General features: G+C 57.0%; 19 protein-coding genes. 8 read left to right on the forward strand and 11 right to left on the reverse strand.

The genetic code is table 11. From position 1 onward, the window contains the following. Positions 1–275: 275 nt before the first annotated feature. Both AC0TN7_RS03625 and AC0TN7_RS03630 read right to left on the reverse strand, forming a co-directional pair. Positions 276–1,709 carry a glycoside hydrolase family 32 protein gene (locus AC0TN7_RS03625; protein ID WP_473701839.1) on the reverse strand — a complete coding sequence of 478 codons (1,434 nt, stop codon included), beginning with the start codon at positions 1,707–1,709 and terminating at the stop codon, positions 276–278. Positions 1,710–1,724: 15 nt separating this feature from the next. Continuing rightward, the gene (locus AC0TN7_RS03630) at positions 1,725–2,966 is read right to left on the reverse strand and encodes an MFS transporter (protein WP_290095170.1); all 1,242 of its coding nucleotides are present in this window, start codon (positions 2,964–2,966) and stop codon (positions 1,725–1,727) included. A gap of 238 nt (positions 2,967–3,204) precedes the next feature. Here AC0TN7_RS03630 and AC0TN7_RS03635 point away from each other — a divergent pair, with 238 nt between their 5' ends. The 3 genes from AC0TN7_RS03635 (at position 3,205) to AC0TN7_RS03645 (ending at position 7,407) form a co-directional block, all read left to right on the forward strand. Next, positions 3,205–4,212: a LacI family DNA-binding transcriptional regulator gene (locus AC0TN7_RS03635; RefSeq protein WP_024908136.1), complete on the forward strand. Its 1,008-nt coding sequence runs from the start codon at positions 3,205–3,207 to the stop codon at positions 4,210–4,212. 333 nt (positions 4,213–4,545) lie between these two features. Further along, positions 4,546–5,922: a diaminobutyrate--2-oxoglutarate transaminase gene (locus AC0TN7_RS03640; protein WP_024908137.1), complete on the forward strand. Its 1,377-nt coding sequence runs from the start codon at positions 4,546–4,548 to the stop codon at positions 5,920–5,922. 18 nt (positions 5,923–5,940) lie between these two features. Further along, positions 5,941–7,407: a pyridoxal phosphate-dependent decarboxylase family protein gene (locus AC0TN7_RS03645; RefSeq protein WP_024908138.1), complete on the forward strand. Its 1,467-nt coding sequence runs from the start codon at positions 5,941–5,943 to the stop codon at positions 7,405–7,407. A gap of 36 nt (positions 7,408–7,443) precedes the next feature. Here the strand turns inward: AC0TN7_RS03645 and AC0TN7_RS03650 are convergent, their stop codons facing one another. Next, positions 7,444–7,959, reverse strand: coding sequence for a protein disulfide oxidoreductase (locus tag AC0TN7_RS03650; protein WP_048992491.1), 516 nt, complete (start codon positions 7,957–7,959; stop codon positions 7,444–7,446). A gap of 251 nt (positions 7,960–8,210) precedes the next feature. Between AC0TN7_RS03650 and AC0TN7_RS03655 the strand changes: the two genes are divergently transcribed. Both AC0TN7_RS03655 and AC0TN7_RS03660 read left to right on the forward strand, forming a co-directional pair. After that, the gene (locus AC0TN7_RS03655; protein WP_048992494.1) at positions 8,211–8,534 is read left to right on the forward strand and encodes an RcnB family protein; all 324 of its coding nucleotides are present in this window, start codon (positions 8,211–8,213) and stop codon (positions 8,532–8,534) included. After that, positions 8,485–8,964 carry a GNAT family N-acetyltransferase gene (locus AC0TN7_RS03660; protein ID WP_473701840.1) on the forward strand — a complete coding sequence of 160 codons (480 nt, stop codon included), beginning with the start codon at positions 8,485–8,487 and terminating at the stop codon, positions 8,962–8,964. Before AC0TN7_RS03655 ends, AC0TN7_RS03660 begins: the two co-directional genes overlap by 50 nt. A 92-nt stretch (positions 8,965–9,056) precedes the next feature. Here AC0TN7_RS03660 and apbC read toward each other — a convergent pair whose 3' ends face one another. After that, a complete protein-coding gene (gene apbC, locus AC0TN7_RS03665; RefSeq protein WP_045908656.1) occupies positions 9,057–10,166 on the reverse strand; it encodes an iron-sulfur cluster carrier protein ApbC in 1,110 nt (369 codons plus the stop codon). Positions 10,167–10,303: 137 nt separating this feature from the next. Between apbC and metG the strand changes: the two genes are divergently transcribed. Continuing rightward, a complete protein-coding gene (gene metG / locus AC0TN7_RS03670) occupies positions 10,304–12,337 on the forward strand; it encodes a methionine--tRNA ligase (RefSeq protein WP_032663202.1) in 2,034 nt (677 codons plus the stop codon). A 107-nt stretch (positions 12,338–12,444) separates the two neighbouring features. Here metG and AC0TN7_RS03675 read toward each other — a convergent pair whose 3' ends face one another. From AC0TN7_RS03675 to AC0TN7_RS03685, 3 genes are read right to left on the reverse strand one after another with little or no spacing between them, the layout of a single operon-like run. Next, positions 12,445–12,915, reverse strand: a complete 471-nt coding sequence (locus AC0TN7_RS03675; RefSeq protein ID WP_008500891.1) for a YehS family protein — start codon at positions 12,913–12,915, stop codon at positions 12,445–12,447. A gap of 46 nt (positions 12,916–12,961) precedes the next feature. After that, positions 12,962–13,681, reverse strand: coding sequence for a two-component system response regulator BtsR (gene btsR, locus AC0TN7_RS03680; RefSeq protein ID WP_024908144.1), 720 nt, complete (start codon positions 13,679–13,681; stop codon positions 12,962–12,964). Next, positions 13,675–15,360 (reverse strand): sensor histidine kinase, encoded by a 1,686-nt coding sequence (locus AC0TN7_RS03685; protein ID WP_048992500.1) that lies wholly within the window; start codon positions 15,358–15,360, stop codon positions 13,675–13,677. The genes btsR and AC0TN7_RS03685 overlap by 7 nt, the downstream gene beginning before the upstream one ends. A 217-nt stretch (positions 15,361–15,577) precedes the next feature. On the opposite strand from AC0TN7_RS03685, the gene mlrA reads away from it, so the two are divergent. Next, on the forward strand, positions 15,578–16,318 hold the full coding sequence (mlrA, locus tag AC0TN7_RS03690) for an HTH-type transcriptional regulator MlrA (RefSeq protein ID WP_024908146.1): 741 nt from the start codon (positions 15,578–15,580) through the stop codon (positions 16,316–16,318). 69 nt (positions 16,319–16,387) lie between these two features. Then, entirely contained in the window at positions 16,388–16,501 is a 114-nt protein-coding gene (locus AC0TN7_RS03695; RefSeq protein ID WP_008500895.1) for a protein YohO, read from the forward strand. On the opposite strand, the gene AC0TN7_RS03700 is transcribed toward AC0TN7_RS03695, so the two are convergent. The 4 genes from AC0TN7_RS03700 to osmF are packed head-to-tail and all read right to left on the reverse strand — an operon-like array spanning position 16,476 to position 20,227. Then, entirely contained in the window at positions 16,476–17,213 is a 738-nt protein-coding gene (locus tag AC0TN7_RS03700; RefSeq protein WP_061714768.1) for an ABC transporter permease, read from the reverse strand. The two genes, AC0TN7_RS03695 and AC0TN7_RS03700, sit on opposite strands and share 26 nt — an antisense overlap. After that, entirely contained in the window at positions 17,197–18,147 is a 951-nt protein-coding gene (locus AC0TN7_RS03705; protein WP_473701841.1) for an ABC transporter ATP-binding protein, read from the reverse strand. Before AC0TN7_RS03705 ends, AC0TN7_RS03700 begins: the two co-directional genes overlap by 17 nt. Next, the gene (locus tag AC0TN7_RS03710) at positions 18,140–19,297 is read right to left on the reverse strand and encodes an ABC transporter permease (RefSeq protein WP_473701842.1); all 1,158 of its coding nucleotides are present in this window, start codon (positions 19,295–19,297) and stop codon (positions 18,140–18,142) included. Before AC0TN7_RS03710 ends, AC0TN7_RS03705 begins: the two co-directional genes overlap by 8 nt. A 12-nt stretch (positions 19,298–19,309) precedes the next feature. After that, entirely contained in the window at positions 19,310–20,227 is a 918-nt protein-coding gene (gene osmF, locus AC0TN7_RS03715; RefSeq protein ID WP_417927607.1) for a glycine betaine ABC transporter substrate-binding protein OsmF, read from the reverse strand. Positions 20,228–20,349 lie beyond the last annotated feature (122 nt).

Genomic DNA, 20,349 nt, shown 5'->3' on the forward strand with positions numbered 1-20,349 from the left:
CAGCAAAGTCAATTAAAAATAGCTTGATGCAAGCCGTGTAGTTACACGGTTAACATAAAGTGTAAGTGAGATCCGTGTTGTCAGTCTTTAGTGTATTGCTAAAGCCGCCCTTAACAGATGGGCGTTTTTTTCAATTATTCTTGAGGATTATATGATGATTGATGCAAATGAAGCAGTAAAAGAAGGGTTCGCTAAAATAAATCAGGCGACTGCGGTCGCCTTTTTTATTTGCCGGTCTCACTCCATGCAAAGGGTCAGAAATGTCATAAGCCCTTTTATTCTAATTGCCAGGCCCCGCCATGAATAAGCGACGCTCTCCCCGCCCAGGCAAACAACGCCAGCTCGCGGCCGTCTGCATCAGGATAAATACGGCTGCTGAGGCACGCCTCACCCTCGTTAACAAACACTTCAACGGAAGAGCAGTCAAAGAACAGGCGCAGGTTCAGCATGTCGTTCAGGTTAAGCGCGACGCTTCGGGTACCGCACAAGCCATACTGCGGATAGTGACGCTCCAGCACCAGGCGCTGCATCTGGACATCAACATAGATGCGTAGCCCGTCGCCGAGACGAATGCCGTATTGCTCCGCGCTGCTGTTCGCGCAATCCCATTGCAGAGTGACCTCCATCGCATCGCAGTGTTCCACCAGCGTCATCTGCTGGTTATTAAGCGTAGTTATCGGCCAGGGGAACCAAGCCCCGCGCAGGGTTTCAACTTCTCTGGCTGGATGCATTTGCAGATGATTATCCGCACTCAGCGTCAGCTCGCGAGGTAAGGAGAGCATGCCTGCCCAGCCATCCTCCTGTTCCGGCAGAGGTGATTCCCACATGTCCAGCCAGCCGATAACAATGCGGCGGCCGTCGGGCGTCAGGAAACTTTGCGGCGCATAGAAATCATGCCCGTAATCCATCTCTACAAATTCACCTTCACGCACAAAGGGCTGGCCGGGCTGCCATTCACCTACCAGATACCCGCTCTGGAAAAGATTACGGTTTTTGAATCCGTCCGCCGCCAGCCCCTGAGGAGAGAACATCAGCACGCGTTTACCATTAAGGGTGAAAAAGTCCGGACATTCCCACATGTAGCCCATCTCTTTTTCAGCCACCGCGAGCACGCCCCTGTCCTGCCACTCTCGCAGATCGGCAGAACGGTACGCACGCACCTGGCCCGTATCACCCTCTCGCGCGCCAACGACCATGTACCACCACTCCCCTTCACGCCATACTTTCGGATCGCGGAAGTGATGCAGTCCAGGCGGTGTGTCAATGACGGTCCCGTGCCGCACAAAGTGGATGCCGTCACGGCTGGTTGCCAGGCACTGAACCTGGTAGAGATTAGCCTCATCGCCGGGATCGCCGTGGAATTTGTGGCCGGTGTAGATCAGCGCCAGCGTGTCACCATCCACCACCGCTGAGCCAGAAAAACAGCCGTCCTTGTCGTCTGGTCCTTCCGGTGCCAGCGCAACCGGGAGGTGTTCCCAGTGAACTAAATCTTTGCTGCGCGCATGGCCCCAGTGCATCGGCCCCCACTGGGTCGAATACGGATGATGTTGATAAAAGGCGTGATACCAGCCGTCAAACCAGACCAGGCCATTCGGGTCGTTCATCCAGCCGGCACGCGCGGCGAGGTGGTAACGGGGATACCAGCGCAGGTTGAGCCCTTCGCGTCTGGACTGAATTTCCTGTTCTGCTTTCGTAATGGAATACGTCATTTCTCTACTCTTTGATCAGATGGTGGAAGGTTGCGGCATGAGTGGGTCAGAAGAGGACTTACCCGAGCGCAACAGGAAGATGGAGATAAACGTGGTGCTGAAAACTAATAACCCCATGATGAGATAGGACTGGGCAAAGCCGTATTTCTCGTAGCTGTAGCCGGCCAGCGGCGACAGCACCGAGGCAATCACCGAGCTTGTACAGGCAAAGCCCACCAGATAGAGGGTGGAAGAGAGCCGCTTATCAAAATGCAGGCTGTTGTATTTAAAGATGGAGACCAGCAAAACGGGCAGTTCAACCGCGTGCAATAGCTTGGTAATGGAGATCAATACCGGCCCCTCAACCAGACCCGATGCCACCATACGCATCGCCATCACCATTCCGGCGAAAATCAGGCCGTTTTTCGCACCGAGGCGATTCACCAGCCACGGGGCGCAAAACATGCCCGCCGCCTCCAGGAAAACCTGGAAGGAGTTGAGATAGCCGTACATGGCGTTCCCTTCCTGTAACGTCGGAAACTGTGAGGAGAAATAGACAGGGAACTGCTGGTCATAAACGCCATAAATACAGGTGCCGATAACGAAAAACACCAGCGCCCAGAAGCGCGGCAGCGTCAGCAGGCGCAAGGCATCCTCCAGCGTAACCTTACCGCCGGACACCGCCTCCTGCATGGCGTGCGGAGCGGAAGAGACCCTGAGGCGCGCCAGCAACACAAAAAACGCCAGCCCGGCGCAGCTCGCCACCGCGAAGTTCAGCTTCGGATTAATGTTGAACAGGAGCCCTGCAAAAAAGGTTGCCGCCGCCCAGCCCAGCGATCCCCACATCCTCGCCTTGCCGAACTCGAACTGGCTCTGGCGGGCCACGCGCTCGGTGTAGGACTCCAGAACCCCTATTCCGCCGTTAAACGTCAGCCCGATATAAACCCCGCCGAAAATACTGCCGAGTAATACGTTAATTTGCAGCAGATAACCAAACAGCAGGAAGGCCGGACCGGAAAGAATGAGCAGGCTGGTCAGAAACCAGAGCAGGTTTTTGCGCAGACCGAGCTTGTCCTGAATGAATCCATAGCAGATTTGAGCAAAAAGCGCGGAGACGGAAAGCACGGCATAGATAACGCCGGTATCCCCCGCTTTTAGGCCCACTTCCTGATGAAGCCAGATGGAGAGTAGCGAGCCGGAAGATGACCAGGTGACAAAAAAGAAAAAGAGTAGTGCGCTTAATAAAGGGTAGCTGTGAGAGTGATGCGTTTTCATCATGACATTCTCATGTTGGAGTAATGACGCAATGGTAACGTTAACATAATTTCTTTCTCATGCTGTTTGGTGAAGATTTAAGATGTTAATCACGAAAGTTAACGTTAACATTTAGAGAATGAGATCGCGATCAAACATTCATCACGGAGGTAAGCCTGACCTGGCATGTGCATCAGCCTTCCTTTTACATCAGCGACTTAGTTGTATACCCTTTCACACAGAGCATTAACGGAGTAAGAAAATGGCTTCCCTGAAGGACGTCGCAAAGCTGGCTAACGTATCGCTGATGACGGTCTCACGTGCGCTGAACACCCCGGAACGCCTTAAGCCGGAAACGCTGGCGCGCGTTCAGCTGGCTATCGAGCAGACCAGCTACGTGCCAGACCTGTCCGCCAAGAAAATTCGCGGCGCGCATGCCTCGCCGAAAACCATAGGCGTACTGGCGCTCGATACGGTGACGACGCCTTTCTCGGTGGAAATCACGCTGTCGATTGAAGAGACGGCCAGAATGCACGGCTGGAACAGCTTCGTGATGAATATGTTTACCGATGACAACCCGGACGCCATTGTCGACCTTCTCCTCTCTCATCGGCCTGACGGAATTATCTACACCACCATGGGGTTACGTCAGGTTCCTCTCCCGGCCAAACTCCTCACCCTTCCCTGCGTGCTGGCCAACTGCGAAAGTGACGGCGAAAAGGTCGCCAGCTATATTCCTGATGATGAACAGGGGCAGTATACCGCCGTACGGGCGTTACTCGCGGAGGGTTATCGACGCCCTCTCTGCCTGCATTTGCCTGAGGGGCATCTGGCCACAACCCGACGTCGTCAGGGGCTGGAACGTGCATGCCGTGAAGCGGGACTCGACCCGCACAGCCTGGCGCACAGCTATATGGCGCTCGGCGATGAGCACTATCGTGACATTCCGTCAGTATTGCTGGCGCACATGCAGAATGGCATTCCCCGGTTCGACTCCGTTATCTGCGGCAACGACCGTATCGCGTTTATGGTCTATCAGACGCTGCTGGCGCAAGGACTTCGCATACCGGAAGATGTCGCGGTAATCGGCTATGACAATATGGTGGGTATTGGGGAGCTGTTTCTGCCTCCTCTCACGACGGTTCAACTGCCACACTATGAAATTGGTCGCCTGAGCGCCTTGCATATTATTAACGGTGAAGAGCATCAGAACATCACGCGCGTTGAAAGTCCTTTTTTGATGCGTGATTCCGTTGTGCATGCATCATGAGCACCGCTTTTTGCACATGACGCAGGAATAGAGACAGCCAGCCTCCTTTTTTGCCATTCGATGGCACGTTTTGTCACACTCTTTTCTGCGACTGTACACGCCAGACAAACAGCCTGTAACAGGCTGTTTTTATTTGGCATAAAATGCAATTTTCATTTTAAAAATGGGGATATTTTCTCCCCACAGCCCCGTGTCACAAAACAGTAAACAAATTAACCATTGAGCCCCGTGGCAAAAGGCTCTATATTGGCGGCGTTTTTTTCAGGCCCCCATCTGTTTTTTAACTTTTTATTCAATCGTGGCTCATAACGAAGCGGCGGTTGTAGGAGTGATATGATGACGGATAAAGTCCGTATTGACACCGTAGATGCCCACAAAAGCAACGAAACCTATCTGGCCCGTCAGGCCGAGTTTGAATCTAACGTCAGGAGTTATCCGCGCAAACTGCCTTTAGCCATCACTAAAGCAGAAGGCGTGTGGATCACCGATGCAGATAATAAAGAATACCTTGACTGTTTAGCAGGCGCAGGGACCCTTGCGCTTGGCCATAACCATCCTGATGTGCTGAAAAGCATCCAAAATGTCATTACCAGCGGCTTGCCGTTACATACTCTGGATCTGACGACGCCTCTGAAAGACGCGTTTTCTGAATACCTGCTCTCTCTGCTGCCTGGTCAGGGCAAAGAGTACTGCCTGCAGTTCACCGGTCCATCCGGTGCTGACGCCGTTGAAGCGGCGCTGAAGCTGGCGAAAAAAGTGACCGGTCGTAGCGGTATCATCAGCTTCTCTGGTGGTTACCACGGTATGACCCACGGCGCGCTGTCCGTGACCGGCAACCTGTCTCCGAAAGAAGCGGTTGACGGTATGATGCCAGAAGTCCAGTTCATGCCTTACCCGCACGAATACCGTTGCCCGCTGGGTATCGGTGGTGAAGCGGGCGTGAAAGCGCTGACGTACTACTTCGATAACCTGATCAACGACGTTGAAAGCGGCGTGCGTAAGCCTGCTGCGGTGATCCTGGAAGCGGTTCAGGGCGAAGGCGGCGTGAACCCGGCTCCGGCTGAGTGGCTGCAGCGCATCCGTAAAGTGACTCAGGAACACGGCATTCTGCTGATCCTCGACGAAGTTCAGGCTGGCTTTGCCCGTACCGGTAAATTCTTCGCCTTCGAACACGCTGGCATTGAGCCAGACATCATCGTGATGTCTAAAGCCGTCGGTGGCGGTCTGCCGCTGGCCGTGCTCGGTATCAAAAAGCAGTTCGATGCATGGGCACCAGGTCACCACACCGGTACCTTCCGCGGCAACCAGCTGGCGATGGCAACCGGTCTGACGACGCTGAAAATCCTGAAAGACCAGAACATCGCAGGCAAAGTGGCTGCACAGGGCGAATGGCTGAAAGGCCAGCTGAAAGAGATGGCGAAACGCTATCCGGTCATCGGCCACGTTCGCGGTCTGGGTATGATGATCGGTATTGAGATCGTTAAGCCTAACGAAGCCGCTGACCACATGGGCTGCTTCCCGGGCGACGGCGAGCTGTCTGCACTGATTCAGAAGAAGTGCTTCGAAGCCGGTCTGATTCTGGAGCGCGGTGGTCGTAACGGTATCGTTCTGCGTCTGCTGCCTTCTCTGCTGATCAGCGATGAAGAGCTGAAGATCTTCCTGGATAAATTTGAGCAGGCACTGCTTGCTGCGGGCGTTCGCCCGGCGTAACCGGAGTTGTTGATTACGATGTCTGATTCAAACCCAATTTTGTTCTCCTCTGCGCAGAGCATTGAAGCTTACCAGCAGGCGATTGAACAAAGCACTCAGGCTGTGATGCAGTGGCTGAAACAGCCTGAGATGTACCAGGGCAAAACGGTCGCAGAACTGCGCGACCGTATTAAGCTGGATTTCAACCCGAAAGGGCTGGGCAACGAAGCGGCGATTGAACGCGCCGTCGAGTTCTTCCTGAAAGACAGCCTGTCCGTTCATCACCCGCAGTGTGTGGCGCACCTGCACTGCCCAAGCCTGGTCGTAAGCCAGGCGGCGGAAGTGCTGATCAACGCCACTAACCAGAGTATGGACTCCTGGGATCAAAGCCCGTCCGCAACCATCATTGAGATCAAACTGATCGAGTGGCTGCGTACCCGCGTGGGTTATCAGGCCGGCGACGCAGGTGTTTTCACCAGCGGCGGGACTCAGAGCAACCTGATGGGCCTGATGCTGGCGCGCGATGCGTTCTTCGCGCGTCAGGGTCATTCCGTTCAGCAGGACGGTCTGGTTGGCGATCTGCGCAAAATTCGCGTGCTGTGCTCCGAAAACGCGCACTTCTCCGTGCAGAAAAACATGGCGCTGATGGGCCTGGGCTACCAGTCCGTGGTGCAGGTGAAAACGGACGAATTCTCCCGCATGGATCTGACCGATCTGGCGGCGAAAATCGAACAGTGCAATGCGAACGGCGAGCAGATTCTGGCCATCGTCGCGACGGCAGGTACCACCGATGCCGGTGCTATCGACCCGCTGCGTGCGATTGCAGAGCTGGCGGCGAAGCAGAACATCTGGGTACACGTTGATGCGGCCTGGGGCGGCGCGCTGCTGATGTCTGAGCAGTATCGTCACTACCTGGACGGCATCGAGCTGGTGGATTCCGTCACCCTGGACTTCCACAAGCAGTTCTTCCAGACCATCAGCTGCGGCGCGTTCCTGCTGAAAGAAGCGCGCCACTATGAGCTGATGCGCTATCAGGCGGCTTACCTGAACTCTGAGTTCGACGAAGAGGCCGGCGTGCCTAACCTGGTTTCCAAATCTCTGCAGACCACCCGTCGTTTTGACGCGCTGAAGCTGTGGATGAGCCTGGAAGCGCTGGGTCAGGAGCAATACGCGGCGATCATCGATCACGGCGTGACCCTGGCACAGCAGGTTGCGGCCTATGTGAAAGCGCAGCCTGCGCTGGAGCTGGTTATGCAGCCGCAGCTGGCAAGCGTTCTGTTCCGTTTCCGCGGACAGGTGCAGACGGATGAAGCGGGTATCGCCCTGCTGAACCAGAAAATTGGTGACGCGCTGCTGGAATCCGGCCGTGCGAACGTCGGTGTGACCGAGCATAACGGCGTGACCTGCCTGAAGCTGACGCTGCTGAACCCAACCGTGACGCTGGAAGATATTAAAATCCTGCTGTCTCTGGTTGAGCGCACCGCGCAGGAAGTTCTGGCTAAGTAATACAACACCCCTCTTCCGCCGGGAGAGGGGTTATTTTTATACGCCTGCCCACCACATCCTTAATTTTAATCCCCAATAGCTCGTCCAGCCCGTTGTGGTACTGACCACGTTCCCCTTCGACACGACCACCAGAGTTGGCGTGACGCTCACCTGCCACTGCTGCGACAAAGCACCGTTTGCATCGTTAATCACCGGCATTTTCAGCTGTTTCTTATCAACCCAGCGCTCAAGCTTTGCGTTGTCACCAGAACGCATGGCGATACTCACCACGTTCCCGCCCTCTTCTGCCAGTTGATTAACCGCAGGCGTCGTGTAGCGGCAAATGCTGCACCAGGTCGCCCAGACGTAGATCAGCAGCGGACGATCCTGGCTGAGCGCCGCAATATCGTGGATGTTGCCGTCGATGCTCTGCATCGGCGTTGCACTAAAACTGGCGGGGAGCGTCGGTTTTCGGTACTGATCAACACCCCATACTACGGCCAGCGTCAGCAGAACGAGTATGATCCCTTCCCGCGCCCAGCGGCGCAGTCGACTGATTTTGCGGTTATCCATTGTGACCTCATGTTTTAACGAAGGTCATCTTAACGGGCAATACGCCATCACGCTGTAAAGAAGTGTCGGGCCTGTAAGCTGGTAAAGATCGCGTCATCGATGAGGTATACCAAAAGGAAAACGATTATCAGGTAGGTTCATTTTTGTTACATTTTTTTTCGAACAAGCCATAGTCTGATATTTAAAATAGGCAGGTTGCCGTATTGTTGGCAGGCAAAATCAAACTTAAAAACCGTTCAACTGGAGAAAAAATGGCTAAGTGTAAATGGCTGCTTCTCGGGGTCGTGATGTCTCTGGCAAGCGCGGCGAATGCAGCACCACAAGCGGCATCCGGCATCAAGGCCTATGAAGAACAAGAGTTCATCGCTGACTTCACGAAATTCAAGATTGGCGACACGGCGCCGGCGCAGTATCAAACGCCGGAGTACACCATCAAACAGTACCAGTTGCGTAACCTGCCGGCTCCGGATGCCGGAACCCACTGGACCTACATGGGCGAGAACTACGTGCTGATTGGCGATGCGGATGGCAAAATCTACAAAGCCTATAACGGAGATATTTTCTATCACCGCTAATACCATCCTGATCCGCCCCTGGCAGGAAAGCGATCGCCCTTTCCTGCGCACGCTCTTCCTCCACGCCCGGCGTGAGGCCTGGCCATGGCTGGACAGTTCAGACTGGCAGCTTGAAGACTTTGACGCGGCCACCCGTGACGAAATGATTTGGGTTGCCACGCAGAACGGCCATCGCCTGGGTTTTGCCTCCGTCTGGACGAACGATAATTTCCTGCACAACCTGTTTGTCGACCCGCAGTATCAAAGCCATGGGGTCGGGCGTATGCTCCTGGAACAGGTTCAGAAGACGTTTACCAGTACGGGTTCGCTTAAGTGTCTGGTGAAGAATGCGCGGGCTGTCGCGTTTTACCAGCGGCACGGCTGGCACATTGAGGCGACGGGGGATTCTCCGGAGGGAGAATACTATCTGATGCATTATCGGCTTGGGTAAAGTCAGGTGGCGCTTCGCTTACCTGACCTACAAAACCGTATTTCGTAGGCCGGGTAAGGCGAAGCCGCCACCCGGCACTAAGCGAAGAGGAATTACACCGCGCGGAACGCGATTTCCCCTGGGATGACTTCGCCCTGCCAGTAAAGCTGCGCCGCAACGCGTCCCGCCAGCTGGCGATACATTTCTGCAAATTCGCTGTCCGGACGGCTGACCACCGTCGGCTTGCCGCTATCCAGATCTTCGCGCAGGGTAATGTGAAGCGGCATCTGTCCCAGCAGTTGGGTGTGATACTTCGCGGCCAGTTTTTCTGCGCCACCCGTGCCGAAGATAGGTTCGTGGTGGCCGCAGTTGCTGCAGATGTGCATGCTCATGTTCTCGACGATACCGAGCACCGGCACTTCCACCTTCTCGAACATCACGATGCCTTTTTTGGCGTCGATCAGCGCAATATCCTGCGGCGTGGTCACCACAACGGCTCCCGTCACCGGAATGTTCTGCGCCAGCGTCAGCTGGATGTCACCGGTACCCGGCGGCATGTCCAGCACCAGATAATCCAGATCCGGCCACATCGTCTCCTGCAGCATCTGCAGCAGCGCCTTGCTGGCCATCGGGCCGCGCCAGACCATGGCGTTATCGTCAGTCACCAGGTAACCGATGGAGTTGGTCGCCAGACCGTGGGCCATGATTGGCGCCATGTGGGTGCCGTCCGGCGAGGTTGGGCGCTGGTTTTCCGCGCCCAGCATGTTCGGAATAGACGGACCGTAGATGTCGGCGTCCAGAATACCGACCTTTGCCCCTTCCGCTGCCAGCGCGAGCGCCAGGTTAACGGCGGTAGAGGATTTCCCCACCCCGCCCTTGCCCGAGCTGACGGCAATGATGTTTTTCACGCCGTTCACGCCAGGCTGGTTTTTCACGCGCTTCAGCGTGGCGATGCTGTGGCTCAGCTTCCAGTCGATCGCCTTCGCGCCGGTCATGCGCAGCAGCTCAGAGCTGGTCTGCTCTTTCAGCGCATCAAAGGCGCTGGTCCAGACGAACGGCATCTGCAGCTCAATGTGCAGCGTGTCGTCCAGCCAGGCGACGTGGTGTAACGCTTTCAGCGTAGTGAGATTGTGCTTCAGGGTTGGATGCTGAAAGTTAGCCAGCGTCCCGGCGACCATTGCTCGTAAGGCTTCCGGTGATTTGGCCTGGGATTGAGAACTCATCCCGACTCCTTTGTTCTTGTGAATAAGACCTTAGATGAACAAGTTTACCTGAAAGGCCGTGGTTTGTGCTTACTTAATAATGCCCCTTTTGGTAATATCAAAAACCCTTTTCACAGTTAAAAGAAGTAATGCCTACTATGACTCAAGTCGCGAAGAAAATTCTGGTAACGTGCGCACTGCCGTACGCCAACGGCTCAATCCACCTCGGCCACATGCTGGAGCATATCCAGGCTGATGTCTGGGTCCGTTACCAGCGAATGCGCGGCCACGAGGTTAACTTCATCTGTGCGGACGATGCCCACGGCACGCCGATCATGCTGAAAGCGCAGCAGCTGGGGATTTCCCCGGAGCAGATGATTGCCGAAATGAGTCAGGAGCATCAGACCGATTTTGCTGGCTTTGACATCAGCTATGACAACTATCACTCTACGCACAGCGACGAAAACCGCGAGCTGTCGGAGCTGATCTACACCCGTCTGAAAGAGAACGGTTTTATCAAAAACCGCACCATCTCTCAGCTGTACGATCCGGAAAAAGGCATGTTCCTGCCGGACCGTTTCGTCAAAGGCACCTGTCCGAAATGTAAATCCCCGGACCAGTACGGCGATAACTGCGAAGTGTGCGGCGCGACCTACAGCCCGACCGAGCTTATCGAACCGAAATCCGTGGTATCCGGCGCCACGCCGGTGATGCGTGACTCCGAGCACTTCTTCTTCGACCTGCCGTCCTTCAGCGAAATGCTGCAGGCGTGGACCCGCAGCGGCGCGCTGCAGGAACAGGTGGCGAATAAAATGCAGGAGTGGTTCGAATCCGGCCTGCAGCAGTGGGATATCTCCCGCGATGCGCCGTACTTCGGCTTTGAAATCCCGAACGCGCCGGGCAAATACTTCTACGTCTGGCTGGACGCGCCAATCGGCTACATGGGCTCCTTCAAGAACCTGTGCGACAAGCGTGGCGATACCGTCAGCTTCGACGAATACTGGAAGAAAGATTCCACTGCCGAGCTGTACCACTTCATCGGTAAAGACATCGTTTACTTCCACAGCCTGTTCTGGCCGGCGATGCTGGAAGGCAGCAACTTCCGCAAGCCAACCAACCTGTTCGTACACGGCTACGTAACGGTGAACGGCGCCAAGATGTCCAAGTCCCGCGGGACGTTCATCAAGGCCAGCACCTGGCTGAACCACTTCGACGCGGACAGCCTGCGCTACTACTACACCGCGAAGCTCTCTTCCCGCATCGACGATATCGACCTGAACCTGGAAGATTTCGTGCAGCGCGTGAACGCGGACATCGTCAACAAGGTCGTCAACCTGGCGTCCCGTAACGCGGGCTTTATCGCGAAGCGTTTTGACGGCGTGCTTTCTGCTGAACTGGCCGATCCTGAGCTGTATAAAACCTTCACCGATGCCGCCGCTGCGGTTGGTGAAGCCTGGGAAAGCCGTGAATTCGGTAAAGCGATTCGTGAAATCATGGCGCTGGCCGATGTTGCCAACCGATATGTGGACGAGCAGGCCCCGTGGGTGGTCGCGAAACAGGAAGGCCGCGACGCTGACCTGCAGGCGATCTGCACCATGGGTCTGAACATGTTCCGCGTGCTGATGACCTGGCTGAAGCCGGTTCTGCCACAGCTGGCAGCCCGTGCTGAAGCGTTCCTGAACACCGAACTGACCTGGGATGCAATCCAGCAGCCGCTGCTCGGCCACAAGGTCAACACCTTCAAGGCGCTGTACAACCGCATCGAGATGAAGCAGGTTGAAGCCCTGGTAGAAGCGTCTAAAGAAGAGGTGAAGGCGGCTGCGGCACCGGTTACCGGCCCGCTGGCGGACGATCCGATTCAGGAAACCATTACCTTTGATGATTTCGCCAAAGTCGACCTGCGCGTGGCGCTGATCGAGAACGCGGAATTCGTGGACGGCTCTGACAAGCTGCTGCGCCTGACGCTGGATCTCGGCGGCGAGAAGCGCAACGTCTTCTCCGGCATCCGTTCTGCCTATCCGGACCCGCAGGTGCTGATCGGTCGTCAGACCGTGATGGTGGCGAACCTGGCGCCGCGCAAAATGCGCTTCGGCATCTCTGAGGGGATGGTGATGGCCGCAGGCCCTGGCGGGAAAGATATCTTCCTGTTAAGCCCAGACGAAGGCGCGAAGCCGGGTCAGCAGGTGAAATAACAAAAAAGCCGGAGATTATCTCCGGCTTTTTTTATGGCATTTTGTTTTCTCCCTCTCCCTGTGGGAGAGGGTCGGGGTGAGGGCATCAGGCCACACCCATTCTGCAATCACGCCTTCGGGTGATGCACCCGGTGAGTTAACCCGCGCAGGAAATTACGCAGAAACTGGTCGCCGCACTCGCGGTAGTTTTTATGATCCGGCGCGCGCATCATGGCGGTCACTTCCGGCACGGATACGCGGAATTTTTGCTCAGTCATGATCGCCACGATATCGTCCGTTTTCAGCGAGAAGGCGATGCGCAGCTTTTTCAGCACCGTGTTGTTGTTCACCCGACGCTCCAGCGCCAGCTCTGGCGCGGCCGGATCTTTGCCACGCTTATCGTAAATCAGGCCGTTCAGGAAACCCGACAGAATGATGTCAGGACAGCGGACAAATCCCTCTTCGTCTTCTTTGGTCATCCACGTGTCAAAACTCGCAGACGTGGATTCCATGTCGGACAGCGCAAGAATGCGCACCATGTCGTTATTGTTCGCTTTCAGGGTGTAGCGCAGGCTACGAAGAATATCGTTACTTAGCATAGAGCCTTCGAATGTCGATGATGCAATGGCGCGCAGTGTACCAGCTTTACAGCCCAATCGCCTCTTTCAAACTCTTCAGGTAGCGACGGCTGACGGGCACCGTTTGCCCGGCACGCAGCACCAGCTCGGCCTGGCCGTTATCTTCCAGGCGGATCTCCTTAAGGTGCGCCATGTTCACCAGATACTGGCGGTGGCAGCGAATCAGCGGCGTGCGGCTCTCCAGCGTGCGCAGGGTCAGCTCGGTAAACCCTTCATTCCCTTCCGCGCTGGTGACAAACACCCCGCTCAGGCGGCTGCTGACAAAGGCCACATCATCCATCTGAAGAAGATAGATCCGGCTGTGCCCGGTGCAGGGGATAAACTTCAGCGGCTGCTGGTTTTCCGGCAGCAGCGTGACGTCCTGTACGGTGCGCTCCTGACGTAAACGGGTGAGCGTTTTTTCCAGCCGCTTCTCCTCAATCGGCTTGAGTAAGTAGTCAAACGCGTGCTCCTCAAAGGCCTTAACGGCATATTCATCAAACGCCGTCAGAAACACGATGTAGGGACGATGTTCCGGGTCGAGCATGCCGACCATCTCCAGTCCGCTGATGCGGGGCATCTGAATATCGAGGAACAGCACGTCCGGGCGCAGTTTGTGCACCGCGCCGATGGCCTCAATGGCGTTCGCGCACTCTCCCACAATCTCAATATCCGGTTGCTCCTGCAGCAGAACGCGCAGGTTTTCCCGTGCCAGCGGCTCGTCATCCACAATCAGCACTCTTAACATGCGTTTTCCTCCAGCGGCAGTCGTACGGTAATACGGGTAAATCGGTCTGGCTCACAGGCGACGGTAATGCCACAGTCGTCGCCAAAATGGGCGCGCAGGCGTTTATCCACCAGGCTCATCCCCAGACCGCCGGAGGCGGAAGGCTGGTAAAGCCCGGCATTGTCTTCAATATCCAGCACCAGATGGTGATTAAAACGGCTGGCGGCAATGGTTATCTCCCCCGTTCCCAGCAGCTGCGACGTGCCGTGCTTAATGGCGTTTTCCACAATCGGCTGCAGGGTAAAGGCCGGAAGATGCTGATACGCCAGCTCATCCGGCACGGAGAGCGACACCTGCAGGCGCGACTGGAAACGCGCCTGCTCAATCTGCAGATAGGCATTCACGTGCTCAATCTCATCGGCGAGGGTGACGATCTCAGACGGTCGCTTCAGGTTTTTGCGAAAGAAGGTCGACAGAAACTGCACCAGCTGCGCGGCCTGATCGCTGTCGCGGCGGATCACCGCTTTGAGCGTGTTGAGGGCGTTGAACAGGAAATGCGGATTGACCTGGGCATGCAGCAGCTTAATTTCGGACTGCGTCAGCAGCGCTTTCTGCCGTTCATACTGCCCGGCCAGAATTTGCGCGGACAGCAGCTGGGCGATCCCCTCCCCCAGCGTGCGGTTGATCGAGCTGAACAGACGGTTTTTCGCCTCATACAGCTTGATGGTGCCCATCACCCGCTGATTCTCGCCGCGCAGCGGAATCACCAGCGTGGAGCCCAGCTTGCACTGCGGATGCAGCGAACAGCGATAAGGCACCTCGTTACCGTCGGCGTACACCACCTCACCGGTTTCAATGGCGCGCAGCGTGTAGGCTGAGGAGATGGGTTTACCCGGCAGATGGTGATCGTCCCCGGTGCCGGTAAAGGCCAGCAGCCGCTCGCGGTCGGTGATAGCCACCGCGCCGATATCCAGCTCCTTGTAGAGCACCTGCGCGACCTTCATGCTGTTCTCTTCGTTGAACCCCTGGCGCAGGATCCCTTCGGTCGAGGCGGCGACCTTCAGCGCCGTCGCGGAAAAGGCCGAGGTGTACTTCTCAAACATGGCGCGCTTGTCGAGTAGAATGCGCATAAACAGCGCCGCACCCACGGTGTTGGTTACCATCATCGGAGCGGCAATGCTGCCGACCAGGTGCAGCGCATCCTCAAACGGACGGGCAATGAGCAGAATGATCGCCATCTGCGCCATTTCGGCTACAAAGGTAATGGCACCGGCGGTGAGCGGGCTGAAGACTTTATCCGGGCGGCCGCGTTTGATCATGTAACTATGCACCAGCCCGCCGAGCAGACCTTCCACGATCGTGGAGATCATGCAGCTGAGCGCCGTCATCCCGCCCATGGAATAGCGATGCAGCCCCCCGGTTAAACCGACAAGGCCACCGACGACGGGACCGCCCAGCAGCCCGCCCATCACCGCGCCGATCGCGCGCGTATTGGCAATAGAGTCTTCGATATGGAGACCAAAATAAGTCCCCATGATGCAGAAAATAGAGAAGGTGACGTAGCAGAGCAGCTTATGCGGCAGACGTACGGTGACCTGCATCAGCGGGATAAACAGGCGCGTTTTGCTCATCAGCCAGGCAATGACAAGAAACACGCACATCTGCTGAAGCAACAGCAGCACCAGATTAAACTCGTACATACTCAAAACCGCACACGCTAAAAACGCGTAACATACACTGATGCGGGTTTACTTTCTTTGAAGCATCCCAAAAAAGCGCAAAATCGTGTCCGTTATCACACCTTTTTCTGAATATCGCGCATGCTTCGCATTGTTTGTTCAAAAATCAATCAATCTTTCCTGGTTCGCCAAAGTGAGTCTACAGTTAAGCTGGGGACGCGTAAGCCAGGGGGCGAATATGGCGCTTTACACAATAGGTGAAGTGGCACTCCTTTGTGATATCAATCCCGTTACCCTACGGGCGTGGCAGCGACGGTATGGATTACTCAAACCGCAGAGGACCGACGGTGGGCATCGCCTTTTCAATGAAGCCGATATCGACCGCATTCGCGAAATTAAAAGCTGGATCGACAACGGGGTGCAGGTCGGCAAGGTGAAGTCCCTGCTGAGCCACGACGACCCGGACACGCAGCACCTCTGGCGCGAACAGCAGGAAACCCTGCTGCGACTCCTGCAGGCGGGCAACCTGCAGCGCCTGCGCGCATGGATAAAAGAGCAAGGCCGCGATTATCCGGCACAGACGCTGATCAACCATCTTTTCATTCCGCTCCGTCGACGCCTGCAGTGTCAGCAGTCCACCCTGCAGGCGCTGCTCAGCATGCTCGACGGGGTGCTGATCAACTACATCGCCGTCTGCCTTGCCTCGGCGAAGAACAAAGCCGGAAAAGATGCGCTGGTGGTCGGCTGGAACGTGCACGATACCACCCGCCTGTGGCTGGAAGCGTGGATTGCCACCCAGAAGGGCTGGCGCGTGGATGTCCTGGCGCATTCGCTGGCGCAGCTTAAGCCTGAGTTTTTTGAGGGCCAGACCCTGCTGGTCTGGTGTGGCGAAGTGCCGTCCGCCACGCAGCAACAGCTGCTGACGGAATGGCGTGAGAATGGTTACCCGGTTTATTCCCTTGGCCCGGATGAGCCATAACGGCATTTTATGGTTCATTAACAGCTGCGCTTCACCGTATAATTGTTCCGTTAACAACAGGAGCACATGATGAAGGCAACCAAACTGGCCATTATTACCCTTTTTGTCCTGATGGCCGTAAGCGGTATCGGCGGCGTGATGCTGGCAGGATACTCGTTTATTGTTCGCGGCGGTGTCGGCTGAGGTAGAGCGCCAGCCGCTCAAAAAGGCGATCGACGACGATTGCCGCCAGCGCGACCAGCACCGCTCCCTGCACTATATAAGCCGTATTAAACCCGCTCAGGCCGATAATAATCGGCGTTCCCAGCGTATTGGCACCAACCGTAGACGCAATGGTCGCCGTCCCAATGTTAATGATGACCGACGTGCGGATCCCGGCAATGATAACCGGTGCCGCAAGCGGCAGTTCAACCTTGCGCAGCCGCTGGCCGCGACTCATCCCCATCCCTTCAGCCACGCTCAGCACCGACGCCGGTACCGCCGCGAGGCCCGCCAGCGTGCCCTGCAGAACCGGCAGTACGCCATATAAAATCAGCGCAATAATGGCAGGCTGCTGGCCAAAGCCCATCACCGGAACCGCTATCGCAAGCACCGCCACCGGCGGAAACGTCTGTCCAATGGCCGCTATCGTCTCTACCAGCGGACGAAACTCCCGGCCCGCAGGACGCGTGACCGCGATGCCTGCCCCTACCCCCAGCACAACCGCGATGGCGCTTGAGAGCGCCACCAGCCAGAGATGCGCCAGGGCGAGATTAATGAAGCTCTCCTGCTGATAGACCGGCCGCGGCAGTCCGGGAAAAAGGGCGTTAAACAACGCCGCGCTGTGGGGCATCAGAAACAGTAAAGCGACAAAGAGCGCTACCAGCCAGAGGAGCGGATCACGCAGTGCCTTCACGCGTCACCTCCCCGGCCAGCAGATCGCGAAAATGTAAGGTTCCGCACGGCGCGCCCCGGGCATCCGAAACGGGCAATACCTCGCACTGGCGCGCGACAAACGCGGAGAGCGCATCCCGCAGGCTCATCTGCGCCTGCAGCGGTTCGCCGCTCACCGACACCGCATCCCGACGCATATAGTCGCTGACCGTTCGCAGGGAGAGCAGCCTGACGCCCAGTTCGCTGCGGCCAAAAAAATCGCGCACAAAGTCGTTCTTCGGCCAGGTTAATAGCTCAAGCGGCGAGCCCTGCTGCACCACTTCGCCATGATCCATCAGCACCAGATGGTCAGCCAGGCGCAGGGCTTCATCAATATCGTGCGTCACAAGTACGATCGTGCGTCCGAGAATGCGGTGAATGCGGGTCATCTCCGCCTGCAGCGCCCCGCGCGTAACCGGATCCAGCGCGCCAAAGGGTTCGTCCATCAGCAACACCTGCGGGTTGGCCGCCAGCGCGCGCGCCACGCCCACGCGCTGCTGCTGCCCGCCGGAAAGCTGGTGCGGATAGCGATCGCGCAGCGCGGGCTCTAACCCCAGCAGAGACATCAGCTCATCAACACGATCGGCGATTTTCCCCCGCGACCATTTTTCCAGCTGCAGCACGGTGGCGATGTTCTGCGCCACCGTCCAGTGCGGAAACAGGCCGATAGACTGAATGGCATAGCCCATCCGACGGCGCAGCTCCAGCACCGGCAGGCTGCGGATCTCTTCTCCGGCAAAGCGGATCAGCCCGCTGTCATGCTCCACCAGACGGTTGATCATCTTCAGGGTGGTGGATTTTCCCGAGCCTGAGGTGCCAATCAGCACGGAAAACGCCCCCTCGGCAAAGTTCAGGTTCAGGTGGCTCGCCGCCGGGCGACCGGCAAACGTTTTACTGACATCATGGAATTCAATCATTGGCTCTTCTCCTGAGCAGCGCGAGCCATAAGGCAAACAGCGCGTCGACAACAACCGCCAGCGCAATCGTCGGAACCACGCCCAATAACACCAGATCGAGCGCACTACTTAGCAGCCCCTGGAACACCAGGGCGCCAAAGCCGCCCGCGCCAATCAGCGCCGCAATCACCGCCATGCCGACGGTCTGTACCGCCACCACCCGCAGGCTGCGCAGCAGCAGGGGCAGCGCCAGCGGGAGCTGAATTTTCCAGAAACACTGCCGGGCGCTCATGCCCATCGCATGGGCGCTTTCCAGCACGTCAGGTGCGACCTGTCCCAGGCCCGCGACCACGCCGCGCACCAGCGGCAGCAGCGCATACAGCACCAGCGCGATAAGGGCGGGCGTTAACCCCGTTCCGGCTATGCCGAGCGTTCCCAGCACCGGAAATGACTTCACCAGCCCGGCCAGCGGCGCAATCAGCAGGCCAAACAGCGCAACGGAAGGAATGGTCTGGATCACGTTGAGCACGGCAAAGACCCCGCCCTGGCGTGAAGGATGGCGGTAACACCACATGCCCAGGGGGATCCCGAGCAGCAGCGCCGGAAAGAGCGTGCCGAAGAGGATCGTCAGGTGTTGTGCCAGGGCATCATCAAACACCTCCTGGCGGTTGGCGTACTCTTTTAACAGCGAGAGATTGTTCAGTTCCCCGCTGAACAGCAGGAACAAGGGAATGCACCATATCTGCGCGTTGAGCACCCAGCGCCAGACGGCGCTGGAGATGAGTCGACGAATGGCATCGCTGCTGACCAGCAGACAGAGCGCCAGCCACAGCCAGAGGCCGCTGCCCACCGTGGTTCTCGCCAGCGGACTTTCTGCCGACGCCATGTGCGTCGCCGCCAGCCCGCCACTCCAGAACAGAATGATGAACAGCCCTTCAGCGAGGAGCAGCGTCAGCCACTGCGCCGTGCGCCCTTGCCAGAACGATAGCGCAACCCACGCGGCCAGCGCCGCCGCCAGCCACCCCGGCGTGAAAGGCCAGACCTGCCAGAGCGCTTTGCCCTCCCCCGACATCAGACGGTTTGGGGCAACGTTGACAAACGGCAGCGCGACCGCCGCGATGGCCACGCAGGACAGCAGCAGCAGGACGCGGTTATAACATTTTATTGGCACAGCCCTTTCCCGTTACTTCACAAGCCCTTGTTGTTTCAGGAAGTCGGCGGCCACTTTTTTGGCATCCAGCCCCTCGACGGCAATGCTGGCATTCAGCTGTTGCAGCGTTTTTTCATCCAGTTTTTCGAAGACCGGTTTGAGCCAGTCGGCAATCTCCGGATAGGCTTTCAGCACCGCCTCACGCACGACCGGGGTCGGGGCGTAAATCGGCTGTACGCCTTTAGGATCGGTCAGGGTTTGCAGGCCGAGCGCCGCCACCGGACCGTCGGTACCGTAGGCCATGGCCGCGTTAACGCCAGAGGTTTGCTGCGCCGCCGCTTTGATGGTCACCGCAGTATCCCCGCCCGCAAGAGAGAGCAGCTGCGCCTGGTCGAGCTTGAAGTCGTAGGCTTTTTCGAACGCCGGGAGCGCATCAGGACGCTCGATAAACTCCGCAGAGGCCGCGAGCTTGAAATCGCCCTTCTCTTTCAGGTAGCGGCTGAGATCCGCAAGCGAGGTGAGCTTGCCTTTCTCCGCCACGTCCTTACGCACGGCGATAGTCCAGGTGTTATTGGCGGGAGCCGGGGTCAGCCAGACCAGTTTGTTCTGTTCCGCGTCGAGTTTTTTGACTTTCTCATACCCGGCGTTAGCGTTTTTCCATGCCGGATCGTTTTCTTGTTTGAAGAAGAACGCGCCGTTGCCGGTGTATTCCGGGTAGATATCCAGCTCGCCGGAGCTGATCGCGCCGCGCACGACGGGCGTGGTGCCGAGCTGAACTTTATTGACGGTTTTCACGCCGTGGCTGTCCAGCACCTGCAAAATAATATTGCCGAGCAGCGCCCCTTCGGTATCGATCTTTGAGCCCACTTTTACCGGCTCCGCCGCCTGTAGCGGCAGACTTAGCGCCGCCAGCAGCACCGCAGATCCCAACATCCCCTTTGCAATCGTCATTCTACTATCCTCATTTATTTTGCTGCCTTTTTCAGAGGCTTGAGAGAAAAGCGTAGCTTAAAACGGCAGAATTAACCGTCAAAATGCCTTTTTAGCATAAGGTAAGACGCCTCCCCCGCAGG

This window comes from Enterobacter sp. PL_is511, assembly GCF_055816065.1.